At 67.0% G+C, this 14,147-nt stretch carries 10 protein-coding genes; 8 read left to right on the forward strand and 2 right to left on the reverse strand.

Annotation, left to right across the window (positions count from 1 at the left end):
• Position 1: 1 nt before the first annotated feature.
• Genes cyoB through cyoD form a run of 3 tightly spaced genes read left to right on the forward strand, consistent with a single transcriptional unit; the run spans position 2 to position 2,975 of the window.
• Positions 2 to 1,999, forward strand: coding sequence for a cytochrome o ubiquinol oxidase subunit I (gene cyoB / locus BN1263_RS04755; protein WP_058979901.1), 1,998 nt, complete (start codon positions 2 to 4; stop codon positions 1,997 to 1,999).
• Positions 1,996 to 2,634 (forward strand): cytochrome o ubiquinol oxidase subunit III, encoded by a 639-nt coding sequence (gene cyoC, locus BN1263_RS04760; RefSeq protein WP_019659274.1) that lies wholly within the window; start codon positions 1,996 to 1,998, stop codon positions 2,632 to 2,634. The genes cyoB and cyoC overlap by 4 nt, the downstream gene beginning before the upstream one ends.
• On the forward strand, positions 2,634 to 2,975 hold the full coding sequence (gene cyoD, locus BN1263_RS04765; protein ID WP_005415725.1) for a cytochrome o ubiquinol oxidase subunit IV: 342 nt from the start codon (positions 2,634 to 2,636) through the stop codon (positions 2,973 to 2,975). The genes cyoC and cyoD overlap by 1 nt, the downstream gene beginning before the upstream one ends.
• A gap of 136 nt (positions 2,976 to 3,111) precedes the next feature.
• On the opposite strand, the gene BN1263_RS04770 is transcribed toward cyoD, so the two are convergent.
• The gene (locus tag BN1263_RS04770; RefSeq protein WP_058979903.1) at positions 3,112 to 5,172 is read right to left on the reverse strand and encodes a putative bifunctional diguanylate cyclase/phosphodiesterase; all 2,061 of its coding nucleotides are present in this window, start codon (positions 5,170 to 5,172) and stop codon (positions 3,112 to 3,114) included.
• 149 nt (positions 5,173 to 5,321) lie between these two features.
• Here BN1263_RS04770 and radA point away from each other — a divergent pair, with 149 nt between their 5' ends.
• The 4 genes from radA (at position 5,322) to BN1263_RS04790 (ending at position 11,580) form a co-directional block, all read left to right on the forward strand.
• The gene (gene radA / locus BN1263_RS04775; RefSeq protein ID WP_019659272.1) at positions 5,322 to 6,698 is read left to right on the forward strand and encodes a DNA repair protein RadA; all 1,377 of its coding nucleotides are present in this window, start codon (positions 5,322 to 5,324) and stop codon (positions 6,696 to 6,698) included.
• Positions 6,699 to 6,810: 112 nt separating this feature from the next.
• Positions 6,811 to 8,667: an ATP-binding protein gene (locus tag BN1263_RS04780; RefSeq protein WP_058979905.1), complete on the forward strand. Its 1,857-nt coding sequence runs from the start codon at positions 6,811 to 6,813 to the stop codon at positions 8,665 to 8,667.
• Positions 8,668 to 8,716: 49 nt separating this feature from the next.
• A complete protein-coding gene (locus tag BN1263_RS04785) occupies positions 8,717 to 11,023 on the forward strand; it encodes a tetratricopeptide repeat protein (protein WP_058979907.1) in 2,307 nt (768 codons plus the stop codon).
• A gap of 92 nt (positions 11,024 to 11,115) precedes the next feature.
• Positions 11,116 to 11,580, forward strand: coding sequence for a hypothetical protein (locus tag BN1263_RS04790; RefSeq protein WP_058979909.1), 465 nt, complete (start codon positions 11,116 to 11,118; stop codon positions 11,578 to 11,580).
• 190 nt (positions 11,581 to 11,770) lie between these two features.
• Here the strand turns inward: BN1263_RS04790 and BN1263_RS04795 are convergent, their stop codons facing one another.
• Entirely contained in the window at positions 11,771 to 12,565 is a 795-nt protein-coding gene (locus BN1263_RS04795) for a cytochrome C assembly family protein (RefSeq protein WP_019659268.1), read from the reverse strand.
• 122 nt (positions 12,566 to 12,687) lie between these two features.
• On the opposite strand from BN1263_RS04795, the gene ffh reads away from it, so the two are divergent.
• Positions 12,688 to 14,064 (forward strand): signal recognition particle protein, encoded by a 1,377-nt coding sequence (gene ffh, locus BN1263_RS04800; protein ID WP_010483267.1) that lies wholly within the window; start codon positions 12,688 to 12,690, stop codon positions 14,062 to 14,064.
• The last annotated feature ends 83 nt before the right edge of the window (positions 14,065 to 14,147 follow it).

Raw genomic sequence — 14,147 nt, forward strand, 5'->3', positions numbered from 1 at the left:
CATGTTGGGAAAACTCTCTCTTGAGTCGATCCCCCACGATCCGATCGTGCTGACCACCCTGGTCGGCGCGGTGCTGGGTGGCCTGGGCGTCGTCGCCCTGATCACCAAGTTCAAGCTGTGGGGCTATCTGTGGAAGGAGTGGTTCACCTCGGTGGACCACAAGAAGATCGGCGTGATGTACCTCATCGTCGCCTTCGTCATGCTGCTGCGCGGCTTCTCCGACGCCATCATGATGCGCACCCAGCAGGCGCTCGCCGTCGGCGGGTCCGAGGGCTACCTGCCACCGCACCACTACGACCAGATCTTCACCGCCCACGGCGTGATCATGATCTTCTTCGTGGCGATGCCGCTGATCACCGGCCTGATGAACCTGGCCGTGCCGCTGCAGATCGGTGCGCGTGACGTTGCGTTCCCGTTCGTCAACTCGCTCAGCTTCTGGCTGTTCGTGGCGGGCGCGGTGCTGATCATGCTGTCGCTGTGGATCGGTGAGTTCGCCGCCACCGGCTGGCTGGCGTTCCCGCCGTTGTCGGGTATCGAATACAGTCCAAGCGTCGGCATGGACTACTACATCTGGGGCCTGCAGGTGGCGGGTTTGGGTACCACGCTGAGTGGTATCAACTTCTTCATCACCATCCTGAAGATGCGTACCCCCAGCATGAAGCTGATGCAGATGCCGGTGTTCACCTGGACTGCCCTGGTGACCAACGTGCTGATCGTCGCTGCCTTCCCGGTGCTGACCATCACCCTGGTGCTGCTGACCCTGGACCGTTACCTGGGTACGCACTTCTTCACCAATGACGGTGGCGGCAACGCCATGCTGTACATCAACCTGATCTGGATCTGGGGTCACCCGGAGGTGTACATCCTGGTCCTGCCGGCGTTCGGTGTGTTCTCCGAAGTCATCGCGACCTTCTCGCGCAAGGCGCTGTTCGGCTACAAGGGCATGGTCTACGCCACCGCCTGCATCGGCGTGCTGTCGTTCATCGTGTGGCTGCACCACTTCTTCACCATGGGCTCGGGTGCCAACGTCAATGCCTTCTTCGGCATCACGACGATGATCATCTCGATCCCCACCGGCGTGAAGATCTTCAACTGGCTGTTCACCATGTTCCGCGGTCGCGTGCACTTCACCACCCCGGTGCTGTGGACGATCGGCTTCATGGTCACCTTCGTCATCGGCGGCATGACCGGCGTGATGCTGGCGATCCCGGCCATCGACTTCGTGCTGCACAACAGCCTGTTCCTGATCGCCCACTTCCACAACGTCATCATCGGCGGCGTGGTGTTCGGCATGTTCGCCGGCATCACTTACTGGTGGCCGAAGATGTTCGGCTTCCGCCTCAACGAGTTCTGGGGCAAGTGCGCGTTCTGGTGCTGGTTCATCGGCTTCTACGTGACCTTCATGCCGATGTACGTGCTGGGCTTCATGGGCATGACCCGTCGCCTGCAGAGCACCGTCAACCCGGCCTACGAGCCGCTGCTGCTGATCGCCGCCGCAGGTGCCTTCATTGTGGGTGCCGGCATCCTGTGCCAGATCATCCAGGTGGCCGTGTCGATCCGCGACCGCAAGAAGACCGTCGACCTGACCGGCGACCCGTGGGATGCCCGTACGCTGGAGTGGGAAACCTCCTCGCCGCCGGCCTTCTACAACTTCGCGACCCTGCCGGACGTCACCGAGCTGGACGATTTCTGGGAACGCAAGCAGCGTGGTGAAGCCTGGCCGAAGCCGGCCAAGTACACCGACATCCACATGCCGCGCAACACCGGCACGGGCGTTGTCATCGGTGCCTTCAGCCTGGTGTTCGGCTTCGCGATGATCTGGCACATCTGGTGGCTGGCCATCGTCGGCTTCGTCGGCATGATCGCCACGTTCATCTACCGCACCTTCGACCAGGACGTGGACTACTGGGTCCCGGCCGCCGAGGTGGAACGCATCGAGAACGCACACCGCAAGCACCTGGAAGCCCAGGGCCTGGTGAAGTCGGAGCTGAAGGCATGAGCACCAATACCTCGACCCTGAGCCACGGGCACGCCGCACACGCGGCGGCCCATGGCCATGACGACCACGAGCACCACGACACCGGCGGCAACACCGTCTTCGGTTTCTGGGTGTACCTGATGAGCGACTGCCTCATCTTCGCCTCGCTGTTCGCCACCTACGTGGTGCTGGCAGGCGGTACCGATGGTGGCCCCACCGCGAAGGACCTGTTCGAGCTGCCGTTCGTGGCGTGGGAAACCGCGCTGCTGCTGACCTCGTCGCTGACCTTCGGCCTGGGCATGATTGCCATGCACCGCAAGCAGATGGGCCAGATGTACCTGTGGCTGGGCATCACCTGGCTGCTGGGCTTCGGCTTCATGTGCATGGAAGTGTGGGAGTTCCAGCATCTGATCCATCAGGGCTACGGTCCGGACCGCAGTGCCTTCCTGTCGGCGTTCTTCGCCCTGGTCGGTACCCACGGCCTGCACGTCAGCGCGGGCCTGCTGTGGCTGCTGGTGATGTTCGTGCAGCTGAAAAAGTACGGCCTGACCGCGACCAACAAGACCCGCATGGCGTGCCTGAGCCTGTTCTGGCACTTCCTGGACCTGATCTGGATCGGCGTGTTCTCCGTCGTCTACCTCAATGGAGCGCTGTAATGGCACATGACAACCATGCACACGACCACGGCACCGGCGGCGAAAGCCACGGCAGCGTGAAGTCGTACCTGATCGGCTTCGTGCTGGCGGTGGTGCTGACCGTCATCCCGTTCTGGATGGTGATGTCGGGCGATTTCTCGCGCACCGTCAACGGTGTGGTGATCGCGGTCACTGCGGTGCTGCAGATGCTGGTCCACCTGGTGTTCTTCCTGCACCTGGACCGCTCTTCCGAAAGCCGCTGGAACGTCAACGCTGCGGCCTTCACCGTCGTGGTGATCGGCATCATCGTGATCGGCACCCTGTGGGTCATGCACAACATGAACGTGCACATGATGCACTGACGTCCTCGCGACGTTGCCACGCAGAAAGGCCGCCCTCGGGCGGCCTTTCTGTTTGTCGCGCCCACCGGGAATGCCACGCGCGGTGGTAGTGCCGGCCGCTGGCCGGCAATCGCGGGAAGCCGGCCAGCGGTCGGCTCTACCCTGCCACCCGGCGCAGGAACTCCTCTGCCTCCATCGGCCGGCCCAGGTGGTAGCCCTGCAGCTGGTCGCAGCCCAGCTCGCTCAGGTACTCGCGCTGCGCCTGCGTTTCCACGCCTTCGGCCACCACCTGCAACTGCAGGGTGCGGCCCAGCGCAATGATCGACGACACGATGGCGGCATCTTCGTCGTTGCATTCCAGATCACGAACGAACGCGCGGTCGATCTTCAGTTCGGTGGCCGGCATGCGCTTGAGGTACAGCAGGCTGGAATAGCCGGTGCCGAAGTCGTCGATGGCGATGTGCACGCCCATCGTGGTCAGGTCGTTAAGGATGGCCAGGCTGGCATCGACGTCCTTCATCGCGGTGGTCTCGGTGATCTCCAGGGTCAGCCGGGCCGGTTCGATCCGATGCCGCTGCAGTACTTCGCGCACGCTGTCCAGAAGCGCCGGCGAGGCGAACTGCAGCGGCGACAGGTTCACCGCCATCGACCAGTCTGCGTGGCCGGCGTCATGCCATGCCCGCAGCTGCGCGCAGGCCTGGTCCAGTACCCAGTCACCGATCGGCAGGATCAGGCCGCTGCGTTCGGCGATCGGAATGAACACGTCCGGTGCCAGCAGGCCCAGCTCCGGGTGCTGCCAGCGCAGCAGCGCTTCGGCGCCGGTGGCCGGTGCGCCCGCGGCCGGGAATTTGGGCTGGTAATGCAGGATCAGTTCGTTGCGGGCGATGGCCTTGCGCAGGTCCTGCAGCAGGCGCAGCTGGCGATTGGCACTGAGCTGCATCGAGGGAGTGAAGAAGGTATAGCCGTTCCGCCCGGTTTCCTTGGTGTGGTACATCGCCGCATCGGCGTGCGCCATCAGTTCGCGCTCATTGCTGGCGTCGTCCGGGTACAGGGCGATGCCCAGGCTGGCGCTGACCTGCAGCTCGGCTGCATCCAGCAGGAATGGTTCGCCCGCCGCCGCGATGATCCGCTCGGCGACCACCACTGCATCGTCGGGAACATCGATGGCCAGCACGATCACGAACTCGTCGCCGCCGAGGCGGGCGAAGGTGTCCTGTGGCCGCAGCAGGCCGCCGATACGCTGCGCCACCGCCACCAGCAGGCGATCTCCCAGCTGGTGTCCGTACGCATCATTGACCGCCTTGAAGCCGTCCAGGTCGCAGAACATCACCGCCACCGCCTGGTTGCGCCGCCGCGCCTTCTCGATGGCCTGCTCGATGCGGTCCTGCAGCAGCATGCGGTTGGGCAGCTGGGTCAGCGGGTCGTGCAGGGCGGCCTGGATCAGCTTGTCGTTGGCGTGTGCCAGTGAATCGGCCAGCAGCCCGGTGCGCACGCGCATCTGCCGGTCGAACAGCGAGGCGACCAGGGCTATACCCAGTGTGGCCACGGTGGTGACGATCACCAACACCGCCAGCCAGCGCGTGTCGATGCCGCCGCTTCCCACCGCGCCACAGATGCTGCCCTCCGGGAAGCGCGCTGCGGCCATGCCGGTGTAATGCATGCCGACGATGGCCAGGCCCATCACCAGTGAGGCAAGCAGGCGCAGGCGCGTGGTGTTGCGCTGTTCGGCACGTAGCCGGAAGGCGATCCACAACGCCGCACCCGCAGCGCCGATGGCCACCGCAATGGAGGCGGCGAACCAGCCCGGGTGATAGTCGATGCCCGGCTGCATGCGCATCGCCGCCATGCCCAGGTAGTGCATGGTGGCGATGCCCAGGCCCATCAGCACGGCCCCGGCCAGCAGCCGGCGCCAGGGCAGGCTGGGCCGCGACACCAGCCACAGCGCATAGGCCGAGGCGCCGATCGAGACCGCCAGCGAGTACAGGGTGATGCCAAGGTCGTAACCCACCGGAATCGGCAGGTCGAAGGCGAGCATGCCGATGAAGTGCATCGACCAGATGCCCAGGCCCATGGCCGCCGCGCCCCCGGCCAGCCACCAGCGGGCCACGCGACCCTCGGCCGTGGCCAGGCGGCCGGCCATGTCCAGCGCCGTGTACGAAGCAAGAATGGCCACCAGCAGGGAGATGGCGACCAGGCTCTGACTGTAACTGCCAGTCATGTTGAATCCAGAGGGAGAGGGAGGGGCGCCCGCAAGGCGCACGCCCGCGACAGCTATCGGCGCGGGTGGACGGGACTTGAGCGGTCGCAGCAGCTGCGACCTGGCTCGGCTATCCTGCCACGCCTGTTCCCATTGCTGGAAATCATCCGATGGCAAAAGCCCGCACCGCCTACGTCTGCAATGAATGCGGCGCCGAATTCAGCAAGTGGCAGGGGCAGTGCACCGAGTGCAACGCCTGGAACTCGTTGTCGGAGATCGTGCTGGAGAGCGCGGCGGCGGCCAAGGCGCCGGCCTCGCGGCGGGCCGGCTGGGCCGGGAAGATCGACCCGCCGAAGATCACCGCGCTGAAAGACGTGGAGCAGACCGAGCATCGCCGGGTCTCCACCGGCATCGGCGAGTTCGACCGCGTGCTGGGCGGCGGCCTGGTCGAAGGCGCGGTGGTGCTGGTGGGCGGCGACCCGGGCATCGGCAAGTCGACGCTACTGCTGCAGGCGGTGGCGAAGATGGCCGCTGAACTGCCAGTGCTGTACGTCACCGGCGAGGAGTCGCTGGCCCAGGTGGCTGGCCGTGCGCATCGCCTGGAGCTGCCGCTGGACGGCGTCAATGCGCTGGCCGAGACCGGCGTCGAGTCGATCCTGCAGCACGCGGCCAAGGCCGGCCCGCGGCTGATCGTGGCCGACTCGGTGCAGACCCTGTGGACCGAAACGCTGACCGCGGCGCCCGGCTCCGTAAGCCAGGTGCGCGAGAGCGCGGCACGGCTGGTGCGCTTTGCCAAGGAAACCGGCACTGCGGTGTTCCTGGTCGGCCACGTCACCAAGGAGGGCGGCATCGCCGGCCCGCGCGTGCTGGAGCACATGGTTGATGCGGTGCTGTACTTCGAAGGCGAGAGCGGCAGCCGCTTCCGCCTGTTGCGCGCCTTCAAGAACCGGTTTGGTGCGGTGAACGAACTGGGCGTGTTCGCGATGGGGGACAAGGGCCTGAAGGAAGTCTCCAATCCATCGGCCATCTTCCTGTCCGGCGGCAGCACCCATCAGCCGGGCAGCTGCGTGATGGTCACCCGCGAGGGCACGAGGCCCCTGCTGGTGGAGGTGCAGGCGCTGGTCGATGCATCGCCGCTGTCGAACCCGCGCCGTGTCGCGGTCGGCCTGGAGCAGAACCGCCTGGCGATGCTGCTGGCGGTGCTGCATCGGCACGGCGGCGTGCTGGTCGGCGACCAGGACGTGTTCGTCAACGTGGTCGGCGGCATCCGCGTGCAGGAGACCGCCGCCGACCTGCCGGTGCTGCTGGCGGTGCTGTCCTCGCTGCAGGACCGGCCGCTGGCGGAAAAGACGATTGCCTTTGGCGAGGTTGGCCTGTCCGGCGAGATCCGCCCGGTGCCCAATGGCGAGGACCGCCTGCGCGAGGCGGCCACCCATGGTTTCAAGCGCGCCATCGTGCCCAAGGCCAACGCGCCCAAGGGCGGCTCGGTGAAAGGCATGGAAGTGATCGCGGTGGAGCGGCTGTCCGAGGCTATCGACGCGGCATGATGCCGTCTCTGCAAGCGTCAATCACGGCAACGGTCAGCTTCCTTGTGCTAGTTTTTCCCGCTCGACGAAGACGCCCTCTGGCGTCTTTCCGTGCCCAGGAGTAAACGATTACATGCAGGACACCGCGCTCACCGCCCCCAACGCCGAGATCCGTCGCGCCGGGGTCGATCTCAATGGACTGATGACGGTGCTGGGCAAGCACCTGTATTCCACCCCGGTGGTGGCGCTGCGCGAACTGGTGCAGAACGCGCACGACTCGATCATCCGCCGCCGCATCGAACAGCCCGGCGTCGCAGTGCCGTCGCGCATCTCGGTGCAGGTCGATGCCGGTGCCGGCGTGCTGCGCATCTCCGATACCGGTGCCGGCCTGACCCGCCAGGAGATCCACGATTACCTGGCCACCGTCGGCGTCGGCTATACCCGTGGCCTGCGCCAGGGCGGCGAGGACGATGAGGGCCTGATCGGCATGTTCGGCCTCGGGTTCCTGTCGGCCTTCGTGCTGGCGCGCCGGGTCAGCGTGCGCACCACCTCGTACCAGACCCCGGACCTGGGCCATCTATACGTGTCCAGCAATGCCGAGCAGTACACGGTAAGCGAAGTACCGGCACGTGCGGTCGGCACCGAGGTGGAGCTGGAGCTGCATCCTGATTTCCTGCCGCTGGCCAACGAGGCGCGCCTGCACGAGGTGCTGGGCCGCTACTGCGCGCTGCTGTCCGAGCCGATCTTCATTGGCGCTGCGACCGAGGCGATCAATCCCGAGCCGCCACCGTGGCGCGATCAGGGGGATGTTGCCGTGCATCCGGTGCAGGCCCGCCGCCAGGCGCTGCAGTTCGCCGCGCGGTTCGAGCATGATTTCGAGCCGATCGTCACCGTGCCGTTGCGTGCCGATGGCAACAGCGATGCCACCGGCCTGCTGTGGGTGCAGGACGGCGCCACCTATGGCACCAGCGACAACCGCAACCTGTCGGTGTTCGTGCGCGGCATGCTGCTGGATGACGACGCGCGCGACCTGCTGCCGCCGTGGGCCGGTTTCATCGGCGGGGTGATCGAATCCTCGCGGTTGACGCCCACCGCCAGCCGCGAAGACCTGCAGCGCGATGACCAGTACCGCGCGGTGCAGCATGCACTGCTGGAGGCGCTGATCGACGGCCTGGCCGACGTCGCGAAACAGCAGCCGGAAGCCTGGCGGCGCGTGCTGACCCGCCACAACGAGGCCCTGCTGGGTGCGGCACTGTGCGATGAGCGCCTGTTCGAACTGCTGATGGAGCATGTGCGGGTGCCGACCTCGCAGGGCGATCTGCCGGCCAGCGCGTTGCCGGCGCGCGGTGCCGTGCATGTCATCCTCGACAACGGCGGTGGCTTTGAAGAGATGCTGTTCCGCGCGATGGGCGTACCGGTCGCGCATGGCCATCGCTACGCGGTGGTGCCGTTCCTGCGACGCTGGGCACAGGCCAAGGGCCTGCGCCTGGTCGAGCTGGGTACCGAGCAGGGCAACCGTGCGCTGTTCCGCAGTGATGACAGCCTCGACGAGGCGCAGCTGGCCTGGCTGCGCGAACAACTGGGTGACGGCGAACAGTTGCTGCCGGCACGCTTCAGCCCGGAGGCGCTGCCGGTGGTGGTGGTGCCCGACCGCGAGGCCGAGCTGAAGCAGCGGCTGGAAGACGACGAGAACGACAAGCGCGTCTCGATGGCCGCGCTGCGCCTGGCGCGCCAGTTCACCGCGCGCATCGAATCGCGCGCACCGTCGCGGCTGTATCTCAATCTCGACAACCCGGCGGTGCAGGCACTGCTGCGCGCCCAGCGCGAGGGCCACCCACAGGCCGAGGCTGCGGCGCGCCTGCTGCGCTCGCTGAAAATCATCGTCGCCGCGCAGGGCCGCCCGCTGGCACGCACGAACGCTACGCCCGGCCCGGATCTCAACGGCGCCTTCACCGACATCGCCGGCGCCCTGCAGCAGATGCTGCGCTGAGCACTGCACCTTCTCATCCAGCCTTCGCTAGACAGGAGTATTCATCCCCATGGACATCTGGAACTGGGTCGAAAAGCTGCAGGGTGACCTGCGCCAGGCCGGCCAGGCGCAGAACGCGCACCTGCTGAACCGTCTCGCCGACGAGGTCAGTGAACTGCAGATCGACCGCGTCGATGCGCTGCTGCCCGAGGCGCGCGCATTGGGCAAGGCGTTGGACAACCCGTGGGTTGACGTCTATGTCGGCCACTGGGCGCTGCGCAACCGCGTCGGCAACCGCGTGGAAGGCGAAAGCGCACTCGGCGAAGCCGTAGCGCTGTTTGAACGCGCGCACCGCGAGGACACGCTGGAATGCCCGCAGTCGATCTGCGTGACTCAGGACCTGGCCGCCTGCTACGGCAACATCGATGGCCCGGGCTGGGTGCCCGAGCGCATCGAGGTCTGCGATGAAACACTGGGTCGCATCGACCCGAGCTGGGCCTGTTTCCAGTGCCTGAGCTGCGAGAAGGCCGATGCGCTGCTTGATGATGGCCGTGGCCAGGCGGCACTGGATTACCTGCAGGTGCAGGCCGATGCCGTGGAGGCCTGTGGCAAGGAAGTGTTCGACAGCTTCCCGGAGATGCAGATCAAGATCCTGCTGGGCATGGGCCGTGCCGATGAGGCACTGGCGCTGATCGAAAAGCGGGAGGCCGAAGTTGCTGCGTCCGGAGAGTACGAGCCGGCCAACTGCACGGTGCCGCGCCGCCTGTCCAAGGCCTGGGCGCTGGCCCAGCTGGGCCGCGACGAAGAGGCGCTGCAGCAGCTGGTGCCGTGGAGCGAGCTGACCCCGAACTATTGGCGGTTGTGGGCGAACACCGCCGCCGCGCTGTGCCAGCGTGACCCGGCACGCAATACCTGGGATCTGGGTACGCGCTTCAATACGATCATCGAACACTTCGCGCGCGTCGGATCGCATCGCCTGCTGATCGAAGTGGCAGCGTTGAGCCTGGAGCTGGCGCTGCAGCGCGGTGCGCGCTGGGTCGCGCTGCGCCAGTTGGAACTGGCCCGCACCCATCTGGCGCAGCTGCGCCAGGACCGTGGTGCCGCGGCCCTGGTGGCCGGCCTGGCCGCGCGCATCGAGGCATTGCCGGACGTCGCGCCGCTGCCGGTGCCGGCCGGCGAGCTGCTGGCATGGCTGGACGCGCAGGGCGAACAGAACCAGGCGCGCGACCCCGAGCGCGAGGCGCAGTGGTTGCTGCAGGCGCATGCCGAGCTGCCCGATGACGAGGCGCTAGCCGAGATGGCGGCCTCGGCGCTGAACGCCTGCGGCGCGCAGGCCGAAGCGCGAGCGCTGCTGTGGCGGTTCGTACGCAGCCATGCGCAGAACGATGGCCCCGCGGCCTACACGCTGATGCGCTGGCTGGCCGAGCAGGGGGACGGCGACGGCCTGCGCCAGTTGGCCGAGGTCTACCGCAGCAGCGTGCCGGTGTTCGCGCACTGGTGCGAGGTGCAGCGCGCACGCCGCGTGTCCGACTGGCCGGCGCTGGAGCAGGCGGCCCGATCGCTGCTGGAACTGTCTCCGGGCTCGCACGGCGCGCGCGGCACGCTGGCGCGCATGTACATGGACACCGGTCGCTTCAGCGAAGCGCAGGCGTGCTATGCACAGCTGGTGGAGCTGCTGGAGGAGCCCAATGCCGCGCATTGGGACCACATGAGCGCAGCCAGCGCGGCGCGCGACTGGGACGCCGTGCGCCGCTCGGCGGCGGCGCTTGGCATGGAATTGTCCAGCCAGGAAGGTGTGGTCGAGGAGCCATGGGGCTGGGTGATCATCCGCAGCGAAGAGAACGGCGAGCCGATGGAGTACTACGCCCGTCGCAGCGGTCCGGTGACCGCGCGCATCGTCGAGAACGCGCCGTCCAACCGCGCCCAGCAGGTGGGCGACTGGGTGGTGTTCGATGCCGCGCTGGTGCATCCGGCACCCGAGGAGGAGGAAGCTCGCGAGCATTTCATCCCGACCTACTCGCAGGTGCATGTGCTGGAGCGCGGCGGCTTCGCCCGCAGCTGGATGATCGATGGCGCGCACCCGGGCGAAGAGGCCTGGAACACCTTCGTCGAGGCGGCCGAAGCACAGGGCTGGAAGGTGTGGTCACACAGTCGACCGGACTACACCGTCACCGACCCCGATGTGGAGGAGGGGACGCTGCCGGGCCTGCTGTTCACGGTGGCCCAGCCGCAGGACCATGCACCGCTGGCACTGCACCGCTTCCTCCAGCAGCAGACCGCGACGTGGCCGCATCCGCATTGCTGGCTGCGCCTGGCTGAAGCCTGTGACCAGGATCGCCAGCCGCATCTGGACGTGATCGAGCGTTACGGGCTGTAAGCCGGGTACCGGGTAGTGCCGGCCGCTGGCCGGCAGCACCGGGATATCCTGTAGTGCCGGCCAGCGGCCGGCACTACCTCAGGGAAAAATACGTGCGAAAGACAGGGATGTTCGTGATCGCCGGGGTGCTGCTGGCCCCTACCGCACAGGCTGCACCCGCCTGTCAGGAGCCTGCGGCTGTCGCCCGCGCTTTCTACGAGGCGACGACCGGCAACGGTGACCTGCTGGAGCCGCCGGCCGCGCTGGTCAGCGTGGCCTTCGGCAAGGCGCTGCGTGATGAGCGCGCCTGCCAACAGCGCGAGGAGGGCATCTGCACGATCGATTCCGATCCGTGGCTGGATGCGCAGGACGGCGACATCGAAACGCCGGTGCGCTATAGCTGGGAAGAGGCGTCGGCCACCGCCGGCCAGGTTGAGATGCGCTACTCGGTGTGGAAGAAGGCTTACCTGCCCCCCCTGCCGATGGTGCGCCAGGGGCAGGGGTGCTGGCAGGTTGATGTCATCCTCACCAACAGCGGTCGTTCGGTCCGGAAAATCCTGGCGCAGCCGATTCCCTGACCGGCGGCAGCGTCCGCGCATTGCGTGCTGCCGGCCAGCGGCCGGCACTACCAGGGTGGGTGGGGGCGGCCGGTGGCCTGCAGTACCGGGGTGGGTGGGAACGGCCGGTGGCCTGCAGTACCGGGGTGGGTGGGAACGGCCGGTGGCCTGCAGTACCGGGGTGGGTGCCGACCGTTGGTCGGCACACGGCCTATCGCGTATGCCCGAACACCAGCTCGATCACGAACTGGCTGCCGAAGAACGCCAGCAGCAGCAACAGCATCGCCGCCAGCGTCCAGTGCACCGCCTTCATGCCGCGCCAGCCGTAGCGGCGGCGGCCGATCAGCAGCACGCCGAACACGATCCACGACAGCACGCTCAGCACGGTCTTGTGCACCAGCTTCTGCGCCAGCAGGTCATCGACGAACAGTACGCCGGTGACCAGGGTCAGGGTCAGCAGCGCGAAGCCGACGGTGATCACCCGGAACAGCAGCGACTCCAGGTCAGCCAGCGGTGGCAGCGCGCGCAGCCATGGCCGGAACTCGCGGCGGCGCAGCGCGCGCTCCTGCAGCCACAGCATGATCGCCAGCAGGGCGGCGATGCTCAGCGTGGCATAGGCCAGCAGGGCCAGCCAGGCGTGGCTGGCCAGGCGCCAGCCCAGCACCTTGCTCGGCTCGTGGCCGTAGCCGTGGTAGGCCAGCAGCAGCACGGCAGCCAGTGGGAACACCACCACGCCCAGCGCCGACATCCGCCCGCGCGCGCCGACCAGCGAGGTCAGCCAGGCCATGCCCAGGCCGACCAGCGACAGCGCGGCGAAGAAGTGCATGTCCGGCCCGCCGGTGGTACGCATCGCCACCATCACGTGGTAACCGCCATGCAGCAGCATCGCCGGCAGGGCGGGCCACAGCCAGGTGGGCGAGCCGGTGGTTTCATCGCGGCCGAGCGCGCGCACCAGCAGGGCACTGGCAGCCAGGTAGAGCAGGACGGCGATGAGAACGATTGTCATCGTTGCAGTTTCGCATACCCCTGTGATGCTGGCGACGGCCCTGTGGTCGCAGTCCGGGGCGACGGCCGGACCCGTTATACTGTCTGCCTTATTGTCCCCCGCTTTCAGACAGGTTGCGCCGCATGTTCGAGTCCCTGACCCAGCGCCTTTCCGGCACCATCGAGCGCCTGCGTGGCCGTGGCCGCCTGACCGAGGAGAACATCCGCGAGGCGACCCGTGAAGTGCGCATCGCACTGCTCGAAGCCGACGTTGCGCTGCCGGTGGTGCAGGCGCTGATCGAGCGCATCAAGGTACGCGCAGTCGGCCAGGAAGTGCTGAAGTCGCTGACCCCGGGCCAGGCCCTGATCAAGGTCGTGCGCGACGAGCTGACCGCCGTGATGGGCGCCGAAGCCAGCGACCTGAACCTCAACGTTCCCGCTCCGGCCATCATCCTGATGGCAGGCCTGCAGGGTGCCGGCAAGACCACCACGGTTGGCAAGCTGGCCAAGCACCTGAAGGAAAAGCGCAAGAAGAAGGTGATGGTGGTGTCGGCCGACGTCTACCGCCCGGCCGCGATCGAGCAGCTCAAGACCCTGGCCGAGCAGGTGGGCGTGCTGTTCTTCCCGTCCAGCGCCGACCAGAAGCCGGAAGCCATCGTGCGCGCGGCCATCGACGATGCGCGCAAGTCGTTCGTGGACGTGCTGCTGGTCGATACCGCCGGCCGCCTGGCCATCGACGAAGCGATGATGGCCGAGATCAAGGCCCTGCACGCGGCGGTGAATCCGGCTGAAACGCTGTTCGTGGTCGACGCCATGACCGGCCAGGACGCGGCCAACACCGCCAAGGCCTTCGGCGATGCGCTGCCGCTGACCGGCGTGGTGCTGACCAAGACTGACGGTGATGCCCGCGGCGGCGCCGCGCTGAGCGTGCGCTACATCACCGGCAAGCCGATCAAGTTCGTCGGTGTGAGCGAGAAGCCGGAAGGCCTGGACGTGTTCCATCCCGACCGTATCGCCAGCCGCATCCTCGACATGGGCGACGTGCTGTCGCTGGTCGAGCAGGTCGAGCAGCAGGTCGACAAGGACAAGGCGGCCAAGCTGGCCGAGAAGGTCGCCAAGGGCAAGAAGTTCGACCTGAACGACATGCGCGACCAGCTGGAGCAGATGCAGAACATGGGTGGCATCGGTGGCCTGATGGACAAGCTGCCGGGCCTGGGCAACATCCCCGATCATCTGAAGCAGCAGGTCAGCCAGGGCAAGGAAGTGCCGCGCATGATCGCCATCATCAACTCGATGACCAAGAAGGAACGGCGCAACCCGAACCTGCTCAACGGCTCGCGTCGCGCGCGCATTGCCAAGGGCTCGGGCGTGACACCGGCCGACGTCAACAAGCTGATGAAGCAGTACATGCAGATGGAAAAGATGATGAGCAAGATGGCCGGCGGTGGCATGAAGGGCATGTTGCGCAGCATGAAGGGCATGATGGGCGCCATGGGTGGCCGCGGCATGCCGTTCCGTTGATGACGGCCCCGGTCGCAGTCTGATGTAGCGCTCGAGCCCACGCTCGGGCGGCGGCGCACAGTCGCCGCAGCAGGCCGTCAGGC

Source organism: Stenotrophomonas thermophila (genome assembly GCF_001499715.1).
GTDB lineage: Bacteria > Pseudomonadota > Gammaproteobacteria > Xanthomonadales > Xanthomonadaceae > Stenotrophomonas > Stenotrophomonas hibiscicola.